This is a genomic window from Paenibacillus suaedae (assembly GCF_032337355.1).
GTDB lineage: Bacteria > Bacillota > Bacilli > Paenibacillales > Paenibacillaceae > Paenibacillus_B > Paenibacillus_B suaedae.
On sequence record NZ_JAVYAA010000002.1, the window covers coordinates 994,779 to 1,010,975 of the forward strand.

Here is a 16,197-nt window from a genome sequence, read left to right on the forward strand (position 1 = left end):
ATCACAACATACGCATTGAAAATCTCATTACGTTCGTTGTGATCCTTCTCTATGCTCCGACCGAAATTATGAACATATACATGAATGATAAATGGTATAGACAAATCGGCCAATCGCAGTTGTATGAAATTATTGTTAATCTCCGCGGAAAGCACGCTTCATCCGATCAAAGAACGATTCTTCATTCCCGCCGTAGTTCGGATGTTCGCCACTCTTCTCCGCGAATTGGCGAAGCAGCTCCTTCTGCTCGTCAGACAGCTTCGTCGGTGTCACGATAACAACCTTCACATGCTGATCGCCTTGACCGGAACCGCGCAGGCGAGGAACCCCTTTGTTACGCAGGCGGAAGAACGTGCCCGTCTGTGTACCAGCCGGTATTTTCAGCTTCACCTTCTCCGTCAGCGTCGGAATTTCAATTTCGTCGCCGAGCGCTGCTTGCGCGAACGTAAGCGGAATCTCGCAATAGATATCGTCCCCGTCACGCTCGAAGAACTCGTGGCGTTTCACACGGATTACGATATACAGATCCCCACTCGGCCCGCCGCGAAGTCCACTTTCCCCTTCGCCGCTCATGCGCAGCTGTGCGCCATCATCGACACCCGCAGGAATGCGGACATGAATTTTGCGCTGCTTCTTCACAGTACCTGCACCGTGACAAGTTCCACACTTCTCACGAATAATTTTGCCTCGGCCTTGACATGTCGAACATGCACGACGGTTGACCATGCGGCCAAACGGCGTATTCTGCACGACTTCTTGCTGTCCTGTTCCGTGGCAAGTCGTACATGCATCTGGCTTCGTTCCCGGCTTCGCTCCAGAACCATAGCATGTGTCGCATTGCTCGGTACGCGGGATGGTAATGTCCATCTCTTTGCCAAATACAGCTTCCTTGAATTCGATCGTCATCGTGTACTGCAAATCTCCGCCACGCTGAGGCGCGTTCGGATCCTTGCTGCGGCCACCGCCGCCGAAGAACATATCGAAGATATCGCCAAATCCGCCGAAGTCGCCTCCGCCGCCACCCATACCTTGGTTCGGATCGACATGACCGTATTGGTCATACATTGCCCGTTTTTGATTGTCACTTAGCACATCGTACGCTTCTTTGACTTCCTTGAACTTGTCTTCTGCGTCCGCGGCCTTGTTGACATCCGGGTGATATTGGCGTGCGAGCTTGCGATACGCCTTCTTAATCTCGTCGTCGCCAGAACCTTTGGCAACGCCAAGCACTTCATAATAATCTCGTTTCGCCACTATTCCACCCCCATACGCTTTCGTAGCATACCTCTATAGAAGACTATACGAATTCACTGCAAAAGGAAAGTCAAAGCCGAGTGCTCCCGGCTTTGACCTCACCATCGAAAAGCTTATTTCTTGTCTTCGTCTACGACTTCATAATCAGCATCAACGACGTTGTCTTTCTTCGCTGCGCCTTGCTCTGGCTCTTGGCCTTGTGCTGCTTGCTGAGCTTGAGCAGCTTGCTCATACAGCTTCACAGACAACTGCTGTACGATTTGCGTCAACTCTTCTGTTGCTGCTTTGATCTCGTCAACGTTGTTGCTTTCGAGTGCTTTTTTCACTTTTTCTTTTGCTTCGTTTGCTTTATCTACTTCAGCCTGGTCAACCTTGTCGCCCAAGTCTTTAATTGTTTTCTCCGTTGTGTATACCAATTGGTCAGCGCTGTTCTTCACTTCGACCATTTCTTTGCGCTTGTTGTCTTCTTCCGCATGCATTTCTGCTTCCTTCATCATGCGGTCGATTTCCTCATCGTTCAAGCCGCTGGAGGAAGTAATTGTGATGTTTTGAGTCTTACCAGTACCTTTGTCTTGTGCAGATACTTTTACGATACCATTCGCATCGATATCGAAGCTAACTTCGATTTGTGGCACTCCGCGTGGAGCTGGTGGGATATCCGCCAGCATAAAGCGGCCAAGTGTCTTGTTGTCAGCAGCCATGGAGCGCTCACCTTGAAGCACATGGATTTCTACGCTCGTTTGGTTGTCTGCATAAGTCGAGAACACTTGCGACTTGCTTGTAGGAATCGTAGTGTTGCGCTCGATCATCTTCGTGAATACACCGCCTGCTGTTTCGATACCGAGGGACAATGGTGTTACGTCGAGCAATACAACGTCCTTCACGTCGCCAGTCAATACGCCAGCTTGAACGGCTGCACCAAGTGCAACCACTTCATCCGGGTTAACGCCTTTGTGAGGCTCTTTGCCTGTAAGCTTCTTGATTGCTTCTTGTACCGCTGGGATACGAGTAGAACCGCCGACAAGAACGATCTTGTCGATGTCAGCAGGAGTCATGCCTGCATCTTGCATCGCTTGGCGAGTTGGGCCAAGTGTACGCTCAACCAAGTTCTCAGACAATTCCTCGAACTTCGCACGAGTCAAGTTTACTTCCAAGTGCTGAGGCACTCCATCAACAACCGTGATGAACGGCAAGCTGATTGTTGTTGTCATTACGCCAGACAATTCTTTTTTCGCTTTTTCAGCAGCATCTTTCAAGCGTTGCACAGCTGCTTTGTCTTTAGCCAAGTCAATGCCATGCTCTTTCTTGAATTCTGCAGCTAAGTAATCGATGATCACTTGGTCGAAGTCGTCGCCGCCCAATTGGTTGTCGCCACTTGTCGCTTTAACTTCGAAGAAGCCGTCGCCGAGCTCAAGGATCGATACGTCGAATGTACCGCCGCCCAAGTCGTATACGAGGATCGTTTGATCGTTTTCTTTGTCTGCGCCGTAAGCAAGTGCTGCCGCTGTAGGCTCGTTGACGATACGAAGAACTTCAAGACCTGCGATTTTACCAGCGTCCTTCGTTGCTTGACGTTGGGAATCGTTGAAGTATGCAGGAACTGTGATTACGGCTTGAGTCACCGGTTGACCCAAATAAGCTTCTGCATCGGATTTCAATTTTTGCAAAATGATTGCGGAAAGCTCTTGCGGTGTGAAGTCTTTACCATCAATTGATGTTTTATGGTTTGTTCCCATATGACGCTTAATGGAGATCACGGTACGATCAGGATTTGTGATCGCTTGACGCTTCGCTGTTTCACCAACAACGCGCTCTCCATCCTTCTTGAAACCTAATACGGAAGGGGTTGTGCGCGCACCTTCTGGGTTCGGGATAACGACAGCTTCGCCGCCTTCCATAACCGCAACGCAAGAGTTTGTTGTACCTAAGTCAATACCAATTACTTTACTCATGAATATATCCTCCTCTAACTAACTTCGATTCTCATTTATCATGAATTTCTTAATGTGATGTGCTCATACATTGGCCGTGTAATCCGGCTTGTACGTTCACGTTATCCGCTAACTTTGACCATTGCCGGACGCAATACTTTGTCCTTCAGCAAGTAGCCCTTCTGCAGTTCTTCAACTACAGTGCCTTCTTCAAATTCATCAGTTTCGACTGTCATTACCGCTTGATGGAATTCTGGATTGAAAGGCTGGCCGACAGCTTCCATCGGCTTCACACCTTCCTGCTCCAGCACTTGGCCCAACTGGCGGAAGATCATGTCTACCCCTTTGATGAATGATTCAGCTTCGCTCGCCGCTTGCTCAGTTGCAAGTGCGCGCTCGAAGTTGTCGAGCACAGGAAGCAGCTCGGTAACGAGCTTCGCAGAAGCATACTTCGCGAGATCTTCCTTCTCCTTCAGTGTGCGGCGGCGGAAGTTATCGAAGTCTGCCTGCGCACGCAAGAAGCGCTGCTGGTATTCCTCTGCTTCTGCTTTTGCTTTGGCAAGCTCAGCATCCTCCACTGCACCTTCGCTCGAAGAAGTATTCCCTTCGCTGGACTCCGCTGTCGCGTTATCAGCAGCAGGAATGTCTTCTGTATGATTATGGGCAGCTTGTGCCGCCTCTTCATTCATCGTTTCAGTTGCAATGTTCTCTTCTTTTTCTGGGTTCAACCCCTTCACCTCCCCTTCGTAGTTCAATACTTTCATCTATAGTTGATATACATTGTTACCTAGTTTTAGCTCAGGCGAGCGTTCTCCAATCAGGATTGTGCTCTCATCTTAATTACCGTATGGATGCGAAGCACCGCTGCGGCTACTTCTCCTGCAGCACGCAAAGCATGCAGCTTCACGGCTGCCGGGTCATAAATGCCCGCCTGTGCATAATCGAGCAATGCTCCTGAATCGCAGTCAATGCCGATTGCATCATTGTTCGAGGCAAGCTGCGCCGCGCGCGCCTCCTCTAGCTTCTCAAGCGGATTGAATCCGGCATTGAGCACGATCTGTGCCATTGGCTTGCGCAGTGCCTGTGCGACGGCAGCGATGCCGAATGCCTCCATGCCGCGCACACTCTCGCGGTAGCGCTCCAGCCGATAGGCGAGCGCTACCTCTGTCGTGCCTCCGCCAGGAAGCACGCCGCCTTGAATGGCGGCCTGCAGCGCGGAGGCGGCATCTTGGGCGATGCGTGCTCGCTCGCCCACCACCTCGCGCGTGCTTGCGCCGACGATGAGCGTCACCTGCGGGCGCTGCGGCGCCGAAGCTGGATCCGGGACGGAGCCGGCTTCGGCGTTCCGGGCTGTGTGGCCCGGCGGTGCCGGGGCATACAGCCGTACGCGCTCCAGGCGCTCATCGTAGCGAGCGCAGGCGGTGCGCCCGAGCAGCGGCTCCAGCTCGCTGCGCTGCTTCGCAAGCGCTGTGCGCTTCAGCGGCTTGGCACCGCTTAGCCGGCAGACGCGTATAATATCCTCGCGGCTAACGCGCTGCACGACCATCATATCGTGATCCAGACAATATTGTTCCGCATCGGGATGAATACCGCGCTCCAGTACGATAAATCCTACACCAAGCTCGTTAAGTTGTTCGAGCATATGCATAAAACGAGCCTGTTCCGCCATATACTGCTGGAAGCCAGCTTCCGTCGTCAGCAGCTGCTCATCAAGCGCCACTGGCTCCAAGCTGTCCTGCAATACGAGTACCCGGCAGTTCAATCGCTCTGGCAGCCAATCCCGCTGCAGCGGCTTCTGCTTGAGCATTACACCGTGGAACCATTCATTCTCTGCCTTCTCATGCGCGACAATACTGTCTGCATACCGATAATTCGTTTGTCCTAGCTGTTCCCAGCCTACCGCCTGTCCGGCTTCAAGCACGAGCTGCACAATATCCTTTTGCTCTCGTCCTGCTATATGTACAGCGCGATGGAGCCGATCATCACTCCATCCGCTGAGCGGCACCGCGCGATGGCGAAGTTCCTCGCATGCGGCCGCAATCCCATGCATAAGTCCTGTAACCACCTTAGCGGCTGGAACACCGCGTGTGACTTGGGCTACTCCCTCTTGTACCAATGCACCTGCAAGGACGGTAGCCGTAGTCGTGCCATCGCCAACTTCATGCTGCTGTGCACGCGCCACTTGAATGAGCAGCTTGGCAGCCGGGTGGGATACGTCCATCTTCTCTAGAATCGTAACCCCGTCATTCGTAATAATGACCTCGCCGTCCCCCCCAACGAGCATGACATCAAGACCCTTGGGACCTAGCGTTCCTTCTACTGCTGCGCACAAGGCACGAACAGCCCCTGCATTATTGAGAAGCGTCGCATAACGCTCATCGGTCTCCTGCACATGTCCGCTTGCTTGAGTCATGACGACGCCTCCTTTACCTTGATTCGTTATTTATTCCAGCGCTGCGGCAGCAACGCAAATTGACTCGTTAAATGATTCATCAAATTGATGACCTTCGCATACTCCATGCGAGTTGGCCCCAATACGCCTATCGTTCCCAGCGTCTGGCCATCTATCGTATATGTCGCCGTAATCAAGCTGCAATTGGCAATCGCCTCATGTGGATTTTCCTGCCCGATACGGACTTGGATACCGGTGGGCGCACTGCCTACGACCTTGATAAGCGTCGGTGTTTCCTCAAGCAGTTCCCAGATCGTCTTAATCTTATCAACGTCCTTGAACTCAGGCTGCGCCAACATATTAGTTGTTCCGCTCAAGAATACTTCACGATGGTTGTCATCCCCGATGAGCACACTCTCAACCAGTGTCATCAGTTCTTGCACATGAGAGACGTATCTGCCCATCTCATTGCCGACCTCGGTATATAATTGAGAACGAAGCTTATATAATGGAACACCGACGAGCTTCGCGTTGAGCAAGTTCACAACCTGCTCAAGCTCCGACACCGAGATCCCCGGAGGGATCGGTACTGTCTTATTCTCAACATGCCCCGTATTGGTAACAACAATAGCTACTGCAGTATCCTCGTTCAACGGAAGCAGCTGAAAATGGCGGAAGGAAGCTTCAAATACTTCTGGGCCGAGCGCAATCGACGTATAGTTCGTCATCTGCGACAATATCGAAGCCGTATGCTGCACGATTTCTTCCATTGCCGTTATTTTTTCCGCGAACGCGGATTTCAATCGGCCAACCTCTTCACTCGACAACTTATCCAACTGGACTAAGTTATCAACATAGTAGCGATATCCCTTTTGGGAAGGAATGCGACCTGCAGACGTATGCGGCTGCTCCAAAAAGCCGAGCTCTTCCAGATCGGCCATCTCATTGCGAATGGTCGCCGGACTAAATCCGACATCGCCGCGCTTGGAGATGCTGCGGGAACCCACCGGTTCCGCAAAACGGATATAATCATCAATGATGGCATTCAAAATCATACGTTGTCGTTCCGTCAACATGCGCATTCCCTCCTCGTGAATGTTCTAGCTGTAGTCGTTAGCACTCATCAACGTCGAGTGCTAACCGTTAATACAAAAATACCAAACGGACGAGACCATTGTCAAGTCAGTTCGGTACTTTGGGCATGCCTATTTTATATATAGAACCGTATTCAGCAGTATTATTGATCGAATCCGACATGATTGTTGCCAAACCACTATATCGTAAGGGCTTTATCTTCAATTATATAGTGGCTTGAATTGCCTGAATAGTAGACTAGGGAAAGAGTTTAGTGTCCTTACAATATTTAATAAAGTAAAAAACACTGCTTATCCTCTCTAAGTAGGTAAAAGTATTTTATTGTGTATTCTTAAAAATCATTTGTATCATTGATTAATCCAGATGCGAAGAAGAGGAAGTTCTATAATCGAACCTATTTACCACCCAAAACAAGAGAGGAAGAATTATCTCACTCCGTTTCTTATCTTTGCTTCTAATGTCATCCTACAATTTACTCTAACCTTCATAACATGGTAAAATATAGGCAATAAATTGATTGGAAGGGGGGAGGGGATTGGAAGTTACGGCCATCAAAAAAATCGGGGAACTTTTACAAGAAACCAGACGTGCATCAAATATAAAATTAACTCACAACCTTCATTATAAATCAGTTGTCTCCTATGTATTAGGGCTTTCTCAGGCGTACATCCATTTTTACATTACGAACGATTACAAGCAAAGTTAAACGGTCTCAGTCCGATGGAACTCAAGATCAAGACCGCTTAATTGGTTCTTATTTTTTTGTACTGTCTACTTGACGAGGTCAGTCCTTTTGCACCTGATTTAGGGCCTCAAATGCAACCACTTCCGGATCTTCACCAATTCAATCCAGCACCTTCATCACTGCGATCTCATCACAGCAATGGAGCTTGCTGCAATGAATGCAATCCGTCCATACCTTCTCTGGGAAGATCTCTTTTTCTACAATATCAAAGCCATTTTTCTGAAAGAACTTCGATTCATAGGTTAAGGCCATAACTTTGGGGATAGCTCGCGCCTTTGCTTCTATTAGCAGTTCATCCACTAGCATTGTTCCGATGCCTCTCCCTTTAAAATCAGGCGATATGCCCAATGAGCGAATTTCAACCAAGTCAGCTCCAAGCTGGCAGAGCGAGCCGCAGCCAATTAGCTCCCCTTCCCATTCAGCAACGACAAAATGCTCAATCTGCTTCGCCAGCACCTCTCTGGAACGAGGAAGCATAATTCCTTGCTGTGCATAAAATTGAATAAGCTCTGCCAGTGATTCAATATCGTTCTCATCTGCCTTGCGAATCGTTGCTACCATAAGTATAGTCCCTCCAACCCAATCTCTATATATGGATGTACATCTCTGTTCGACTCCAAAATATGTACGTATTAATATACAACCAACTGCATATATTATCAAGACTATTTTTACCTGCTTCTTCCTTATGTGTAACCGCCATATTAGCGACTTCAAGCAACATCATGTCCATTACTCTTTATGTAAAATACGTAAACGAAGAGAGGCCTGAGCAGATTCTGATGATACCTCTACAGACATAGCTACTATTACAGGCAGGCACCATATCGGAATTCTTCCTTCTCTTTTTACAACAAATAAAAAAACGAGCAAGAGAAACAAATCCATGTTCTCAAGCTCGTTTTATCAATCATTGTATCTATTACTGTACCTGCTACAATACATATACGGTTACGATGCCGTTGCCCGTTTAGAGACTAGCCATTCCTATCGTATCGTGCAGCTGTTATTCCTTCGCAGTGAGTGTACCTACAAACTCTCCGAACACATTATTGCCAAACAGCAGTCCTTGCTCCGTCAAACGGTATCCGTCATCTGTAGCTTCGATTAACCCCTGTTTCAACAGTCGGCGAATCGGATCCGAGAATACTTTATCCAGCAGCGCCCCATTGAACTGCGACGCGAAGCGTGTGCTGCTCACACCCTCCAGCAAGCGAAGACCAACCATCATGAAGTCTTCCATCGCTTCACTCTCTTCAATGGTGAACGAATCGAGTCTCGGCAAGCTCTGCTTGCAGGCCTCCACATAAGGATTAACGCCTTTAATGTTCAGATGGCGTCCCCGATTCACATAACCGTGCGCACCTGCGCCAATGCCATAGTAATCCTCATTGCGCCAATAGACGGTGTTATGACGGCTCTCATAGCCAGGCTTCGCAAAATTACTGATCTCATATTGCTCATATCCAGCTGCCTTCATCCGATCCATAATGAGCATATACATATCCAGCTCATCCTCTTCGCTAGGCAGCGGAAGCTCATTGCGATGGTACATGGCATGGAACAAAGTGTTCTCCTCTACCTTCAGGCTATATATCGACAGATGAGGCAAATTCAGCTCCAAGGCCTTCGTCACGCTATGATCAAGCATTTCGACCGTCTGATTCGGCAAGCCGAACATCAAGTCGATGGACATATTGCTGAAGCCCGCCTTATGCGCATTCTCAATACTGCGATACACATCATCCGTATTATGGATGCGGCCAATGCCATGAAGAAGGTCGTTATTAAACGACTGGACTCCGAAGCTGATCCGGTTCACTCCTCCGTCTCGCATCGCCCGCAGCTTGTCTAAATCCGTCGTACCCGGGTTGGATTCCATACTGAACTCAATCGAGGGACTCCAGTTCGGAAATGCCTTACGAACGGACTCCAAGAAGTAAGACATTTGATCTGGCGTCAAGACCGTTGGGGTACCGCCGCCTACAAATATCGTGTCAATGACGCCTGGAGGATACTGCTCCACTGTATATGCCATCTCCTGCTCCATCGCCCGCAAATAATCCATAACAGGCTGTCCTTTCAGTACGTAGGAGTTAAAGTCACAGTAATGGCATTTGTTCGTACAAAATGGAATATGAATATATACCGCGCGTGGAGCACGTGCCGGTATTGATGCTTGCTCTGGTGAAGGTTGATTCGCCGGCATGGCGAGACCCTCCTTTCATGGCTGTATGACACCAGCCTATCTATAATAATGATCTTTCTAAAAAAGAGGAGGCGTTCCGCCCCCTCCTCCGAATTAGTTATCGTCGATTTTCAATACGGCCATGAACGCTTCCTGCGGCACCTCAACGCTGCCGACCTGCTTCATGCGCTTCTTCCCTTCCTTCTGCTTCTCAAGAAGCTTCCGCTTACGGGAAATATCGCCGCCGTAACATTTCGCGAGTACATTTTTACGCATTGCCTTAACCGTTTCACGCGCAATAATCTTCGTTCCGATAGACGCCTGCACTGGTACCTCGAACATTTGACGCGGAATCAGTCCACGCAGTTTCTCACAAATGAGTTTACCACGATGGTAGGCACGATCCTTGTGCACGATAACAGACAGCGCATCGACTTGCTCGTTGTTAAGCATGATGTCCATCTTCACAAGATTAGACCTGCGGTAACCGGACAATTCATAGTCGAAGGATGCATATCCTTTTGTGCTTGATTTCAATTGATCGAAGAAGTCATATACGATCTCCGACAATGGAATTTGATACGTAATCGTTACCCGAGTCGTATCCAGATACTGCATATCCACGAAATCACCGCGTTTGCCTTGGCACAGTTCCATAATCGCTCCGACGAAATCGTTAGGAACGATAATAGATGCTTTGACATAAGGCTCTTCTACAAAATCGATCTTTCCCTGCTCTGGATAATTCGACGGGTTATCGATGTCTAGAGAAGTGCCATTCGTCAACGTAACGCGATAGATAACGCTTGGTGCTGTCGTAATGAGCGGAATATTGAATTCACGCTCAATTCTCTCCTGGATAATCTCCATATGCAGAAGACCAAGGAAGCCACAGCGGAAACCAAAGCCAAGCGCTGAGGAAGTTTCCGGTTCGAATGTAAGAGACGCATCGTTCAATTGCAGCTTCTCCAACGCATCCCGCAGATCGTTATAATCCGATGTTTCGATCGGATACAAGCCGCAGAATACCATTGGATTGATCCGACGGTAACCTGGAAGCGGCTCCAGAGTCGGCTTCTTCGCATCCGTGATCGTATCACCGACACGAGTATCCCCTACATTTTTAATACCAGCTACAACAAAGCCAACATCGCCAACATTAAGTTCATCGACAATTGACATGCGCGGCTTGAACGCACCAACCTCGATAACTTCAAATGTCTTATCCGTTGCCATCATTTTAATTTTGCTGCCCGCGCGAATTGCACCGTCGATAACGCGAACGTACACGATTACGCCTTTATACGGGTCATAATGGGAGTCGAAGATAAGCGCCTTAAGCGGCTCTTCTGGATCCCCTGTTGGAGCAGGGACCTTCTGCACCACTTGCTCCAGAATTTCCTTAATTCCGATACCTGCTTTGGCAGAAGCATGAACCGCCTCAGAGCAATCCAGACCGATAACTTCTTCGATCTCCTGCTTCACACGGTCAGGCTCTGCACTTGGAAGGTCAATCTTATTAATAACCGGGATGATCTCCAAATCATTATCTAGCGCCAAATATACGTTCGCCAGCGTCTGAGCCTCAATCCCTTGCGCAGCGTCTACAACGAGCAAGGCGCCTTCACAAGCAGCCAAGCTGCGGGATACTTCGTACGTGAAGTCGACGTGTCCCGGTGTATCAATCAGGTTCAGGATATACTCTTCACCGTCATCTGCTGTGTAGTTCAAGCGCACAGCCTGCAATTTAATGGTTATCCCACGCTCACGCTCCAGATCCATCTGATCGAGTACTTGAGCTTGCATTTCACGGGACGTTAACGCCCCGGTATATTCTAATATCCGGTCGGCGAGTGTTGATTTACCATGGTCAATATGTGCTATGATGCAAAAATTCCGAATTTTCTTTTGTCGTGACAGCAATTCCGTCATTCGATTTCAATACCCCCACCACTATGCCAAGATTCAATTTATTTATTATACCGGAATGACCCTCTAACAGCAATGGGGGCATGCAATCCTCTCATCCTGGTAACCTTTAAGGCACACACATGTCGCTTAGAATAGTCCATTGAACAAGCCAACAACCGCTTGAATACCAGCTTGCGATGCACGCTGCAGCATACCCGCCGTCTTGTCCGCCAATTGATTCACAGTAGCATCTTTTACCGGAGGAAGAGGCGCTACATTCGTATTGTTGATATCATTTTCATGATTATTCGTCGTATTACGCTCGGTATCTGCTGATGTATTACGATACTCTTCTATAGGAGCGGACTCGTTAACTGTCAAACGCGAGTTATCTTGAGCGGCAGCATCTTCGTTCATTCGGCGATTATCCGTCGGCAGATTGTCTCGATTCGAATTAGCCCTGGAATATCGTTCAGTCGACTCTGGGGCGCTTGTCATGCGGGATGGATTGATCGGGCCATATATACGCTCAATCCCTGAAGTAGTGATTTCCATGCCGATAAATACACCAAGCGTTAGCAATACCACGATGCCGATCAGTTGTTTCATAAACCGTGTCATGCAAGCGCCCTCCTTGGGTTATCCCTTCGTCCCTACAGATTTCGACTGCGTTTTACCCATCACTGTTTTGCCGACATCTTTCCCGTTCGTTGGATTTGGAATTGGCTTATTGACTGGTTTGGCATCCTTTTTCTTCTGGACAATGTCTGCGATATAATCAGCTAATATGTCAGCAGTACGGTATAATTCCTCCATTGTGTTATCCACACCGCCAACTTCAATAACGACACTATTTGGTGAAAGCGATTGATTATACTCTCCATTGCCTTGTAATGCAGTCTTGCCGAATATTCCCCGGGAAATCCCTGGGTAGTTCTTCTCGAGACGTTCATGGATCTCATTTGCAAACTGCTCATTCTTCTTCCAATTTGGATTTAAGTGTCCGATTATAAAATAAACCCTTGCATAATCCTTCCCTTTAACTGTTACAGTGGATTCCTTGCGTCTATTCGAATCCCGATGAATGTCGAAGAAAAATTGCAGTTCCTGATTCGCGCTCATTGCCTGCTTCACCGTCTGCTTCGAATACTTATAGGACATGTTCCAGTTGTAGCCCTCTACACTGGAAGAATAGTCTTTGTTGGAATGGGAAGCTCCAATTCCTCTCTTCTCCAGTTGCTCCTGCAGACGCTTGCCTACAAGCGTAATATTCTTCTTGGGATCATTCGGATTGCTGCTTTCTTTTTTTAACAAAGGATTGAAGGATTCACGGTTATGAGAATGATAGATGAACACAACCTTGCGTAATTTCGAGTCTCCTTCTGTTTGCGTGGGAGAATCCCCTTTATCTGTTCCTGGTTTTGTTGGTGGATCTGTGGACTTAGGCGGTTCTTCTGTCCCATTATCGTTCTCGTCTATAACTTCACCATGCGTCACATCTTGTGGAGGCTCTCCGCCATGCTCACCCTGTGCATTCCCACCTTTGTCTAAGGACGTTGGATAATCCTGCGGTTCGATGCCTGTCTGATTGCCAATACTTAGACGAAGTGGAATTGCGGCATCTCTATTAATCCCTGGCACTTCACCAGCTAGCAGCGTTTTCGGGTCAAGCGGATTCACATTCGTTGCAAGTCTTACAAGGAATTGAGCCACTTGATTGCGTGTGAGTGTGGCCTCCCCTTCCCCTTGTGGAAGACTCGGCATCTCCAAAGCCATCATGTCTACGAAGAATCGCGTCGAGAGCTGTGCTGCAACACCCTTCATGGAAGACAAGGGAGAGGAATTCAGCTTATTCTCCGCCATTCCTCCTAGACCTAATACGATAAAAAACATAGCCGTTCCGATAGACAACAATGCAAACGTCCGCCCCATGACAAGCGCCTGCAGCCATTTCCGCTTCCACTTTCCTACATTAAATGTCCGAAACATGTGCTGTCCTCCTTCATCCGTATCCCCTCTCAGCTCAGCTAAGGATGATTCATCTAAGAGAGTACGTTTACTAGAATCTATGAGGACAATCTATGAAATAGAACAATTAATAATTGTAAAATAAGCAACATAAGCACTATAACAATAGACTCTATGAGTCTACCGAAGCTGGGAAGGTGAAAATGATAGATGTTCCCTCGCCAAGTATGCTTCTGGCTATCACCGTACCCCCATGCAATTCTGCCAATTGTTTAGCAATCGCCATCCCCAATCCCGACCCGCGTACAGATTCATCCGTAGAAGTCCCTCGATAATAACGATTGAAAAGGTTTGATAAAGTCTGCTCGTCCATCCCATTCCCATCATCACTGAACATTACCTCTAGTTCTTGCTCCTTACGGGTTACCTGTACATGCAGCTTCGTTTCCGGCGGATTATGCAAGAAGACGTTTGCACATACATTATCGATCATTCTCCGGAAATAACGCGGATCTAGCGAGAATAGAACCTCTTCTTCTGGCATCGAACAGACGATACGTTCGGACGCATTTTCGGGCAGCGGCTGCAAATGTCTCAGTTCTTCTCGGAGCCAATCCCGCAAATCCACGATTTCCAACTGCAAGGGGAGACTCCCGCTTTGAAGTCGATAGGTTAAATTCAGCTCTTGAATGAGCTCATCCATTACCTCTGCCTTCTGTTTCATCATATTTGCGAATTCAGCGATTTCTTGCTCTGACCATCTATATTGAGGGGCATTTAAGAGATGCGCATATCCTATAATGGATGCAAGCGGTGTTTTCATATCATGCGAGATGCCCGCGAGCCATTCTTCCCTCAGTCTCTCATTCCCCTTCCGCGCTTCATCCGCTTCCTGCAAACGCTGGGCCATGCGTTCTAGCGCATGAATTACATCCCCGTAAATCCGATAGTTCCGTTTCCATTTGCCATTGGACTTCTGCGAACGAGGGATTCCACGCGCGTTTACTGGCTCCTTATAATTCCCGATCTGGATCTGCCCCGTCCAATTCATAATATGCTGGAGCGGTCTAGCAAGCCGGGCACTCTGCCACCATGCCATTCCAATAAAAACAAGGATCATTAGGACAATGACAGCTGATACGGCTATCCAGATTAACTGGATGTTGCTGCTTACTGCAAATCCTGCCACATGGATTGATGACTCTGTTGAAATGTGAGGGCGGTACAGCAGCCATGTTTCCTTCGTCTGAGGTTCATAGCGGTAGGATAGACTCCAGCCGTATCGTTCAGGATACGCACTACGAAGGCCGATATCATATGCGGCATACTGTGTAATCCACTCTCCCGGCTTGCGCCATGATTGCAGTTCTTTACCGTCCCTATTAATATGTTGAACCCAAGCTCTCTCATCACGCAGCATCTTATCAGCTTCCCCGAATGCATCTTCCGTTCCCTTCGCTCTGGCAGCCAGCCATCGTTCAAGCAATATGTCTTTGGAGGAATCAACACCAAATAATACGGTGATCATATGGTTATTAATACTTGTTACATAGACACCTAGATGATAAGGGAAAGGAACATTCTTCTCCGAGTAAGCAGTAATCTCTCCAGTCGAATAATGATTCGGAACATCCGGCGGTACATGATATGACTTGATTACGTCCCCCTTCTCATTTACAATTTGCAGCCAGCCCCCGCTTGTATGGACGCGTTTTAGCAATTCATCATCCCATGTAACTCTACCTTCATCATCAATTGAAATTGATTCTGAGATGAACCCCCACCCATTACGCATAAAATTGCGATTAAGTTCAAGCTCATTCATCCGATCGACCATCCAGCCGAAGGTAATCAACACGAAGAACAGCAAAATTACCCCAATCAATATCCATTGACCACCATAATGCCACGCCAAACGCTTCCCCGTCTTCATCTGTTGTCTCCCTGTGCGTATATTGGCTCTGATTGATCATCCTCTTCCTTCTCAGGCGGGACAAGCTTGTATCCTAGTCCTCGAACCGTGACCAGCAGACGCGGATTGCTCGGTTGATCCTCAATTCGCTCCCGTATTCGGTGAATGTGAACCATGACCGTGTTATCATCGCTGAGCGAATTATACCCCCATACTCGCTCATACAATTCAGATTTCGAGAAAATCCGATTCGGGTGTTCGCAAAAGAACAACAGTAATTGAAATACCATTGCCGGACACTCCGTAACTTTCCCCCGAACACGAAGCTCTCCTGCAGCTGCATCAAGCTGGAAGTCACCATAGCGGTATATCCGCTTCACCTCCGGGAAAGAAGTAGCAGTTGAAGGCTCTGGCTTCCCCTTATTCGTCATATAACGCTTCAACAATGCTTTGGCTCGCGCAGCCAATTCCAATGGATTAAACGGCTTCGTAACGTAATCATCTCCACCTAGTGCAAAGCCAGTTAGCTTATCTAAATCCGTCGTTCTCGCTGTCACAAAAATGATTGGGGCATCACATTTCTGGCGAATAAAAGGAGCGATATCAAAACCGCTCTTGCCCGGCAGCATCACATCCAATATGATCAGATCCATTTGTGAATTATCGATACAACGGATTGCCTCTTCCCCCGTCGAGACACAAGTTATGTATTCCATGCCTTCCTTTTGCAGCACTGCTTGAACCATCTTGCTCAGCGCGAGTTCATCCTCAACGATGAGAATGCGTGCCTCTTGCAAATTC

At 48.2% G+C, this 16,197-nt stretch carries 12 protein-coding genes; all 12 read right to left on the bottom strand.

All coding sequences use genetic code 11. From position 1 onward, the window contains the following. Positions 1-135: 135 nt before the first annotated feature. The 12 genes from dnaJ to RQP50_RS12405 all read right to left on the bottom strand — a co-directional run bounded on the left by dnaJ (position 136) and on the right by RQP50_RS12405 (position 16,193). Positions 136-1,257 carry a molecular chaperone DnaJ gene (gene dnaJ, locus RQP50_RS12350; protein WP_036592446.1) on the bottom strand — a complete coding sequence of 374 codons (1,122 nt, stop codon included), beginning with the start codon at positions 1,255-1,257 and terminating at the stop codon, positions 136-138. Between the two features lie 110 nt (positions 1,258-1,367). Continuing rightward, positions 1,368-3,206, bottom strand: coding sequence for a molecular chaperone DnaK (gene dnaK, locus RQP50_RS12355; protein ID WP_021256825.1), 1,839 nt, complete (start codon positions 3,204-3,206; stop codon positions 1,368-1,370). A gap of 101 nt (positions 3,207-3,307) precedes the next feature. Continuing rightward, positions 3,308-3,949: a nucleotide exchange factor GrpE gene (gene grpE, locus RQP50_RS12360; protein WP_065290474.1), complete on the bottom strand. Its 642-nt coding sequence runs from the start codon at positions 3,947-3,949 to the stop codon at positions 3,308-3,310. Positions 3,950-4,002: 53 nt separating this feature from the next. Beyond that, positions 4,003-5,598, bottom strand: a complete 1,596-nt coding sequence (locus tag RQP50_RS12365; RefSeq protein WP_315745633.1) for a TCP-1/cpn60 chaperonin family protein — start codon at positions 5,596-5,598, stop codon at positions 4,003-4,005. A 26-nt stretch (positions 5,599-5,624) separates the two neighbouring features. Then, the gene (gene hrcA / locus RQP50_RS12370; RefSeq protein WP_021256828.1) at positions 5,625-6,653 is read right to left on the bottom strand and encodes a heat-inducible transcriptional repressor HrcA; all 1,029 of its coding nucleotides are present in this window, start codon (positions 6,651-6,653) and stop codon (positions 5,625-5,627) included. Positions 6,654-7,516: 863 nt separating this feature from the next. Continuing rightward, positions 7,517-7,978, bottom strand: a complete 462-nt coding sequence (locus RQP50_RS12375; RefSeq protein ID WP_044356348.1) for an N-acetyltransferase — start codon at positions 7,976-7,978, stop codon at positions 7,517-7,519. Between the two features lie 445 nt (positions 7,979-8,423). Further along, positions 8,424-9,626 (bottom strand): radical SAM family heme chaperone HemW, encoded by a 1,203-nt coding sequence (hemW, locus tag RQP50_RS12380; RefSeq protein ID WP_021258158.1) that lies wholly within the window; start codon positions 9,624-9,626, stop codon positions 8,424-8,426. A 93-nt stretch (positions 9,627-9,719) separates the two neighbouring features. Next, entirely contained in the window at positions 9,720-11,537 is a 1,818-nt protein-coding gene (gene lepA / locus RQP50_RS12385; RefSeq protein ID WP_021256832.1) for a translation elongation factor 4, read from the bottom strand. Positions 11,538-11,663: 126 nt separating this feature from the next. Beyond that, positions 11,664-12,137, bottom strand: coding sequence for a translation initiation factor 2 (locus tag RQP50_RS12390; RefSeq protein WP_174808593.1), 474 nt, complete (start codon positions 12,135-12,137; stop codon positions 11,664-11,666). A gap of 18 nt (positions 12,138-12,155) precedes the next feature. Beyond that, entirely contained in the window at positions 12,156-13,505 is a 1,350-nt protein-coding gene (locus RQP50_RS12395) for a stage II sporulation protein P (protein WP_315745634.1), read from the bottom strand. A gap of 151 nt (positions 13,506-13,656) precedes the next feature. Then, complete coding sequence (locus RQP50_RS12400; protein ID WP_315745635.1) at positions 13,657-15,417, bottom strand: sensor histidine kinase; 1,761 nt, start codon at positions 15,415-15,417, stop codon at positions 13,657-13,659. After that, on the bottom strand, positions 15,414-16,193 hold the full coding sequence (locus RQP50_RS12405; protein WP_072728992.1) for a response regulator transcription factor: 780 nt from the start codon (positions 16,191-16,193) through the stop codon (positions 15,414-15,416). The genes RQP50_RS12400 and RQP50_RS12405 overlap by 4 nt, the downstream gene beginning before the upstream one ends. Positions 16,194-16,197: the final 4 nt, after the last annotated feature.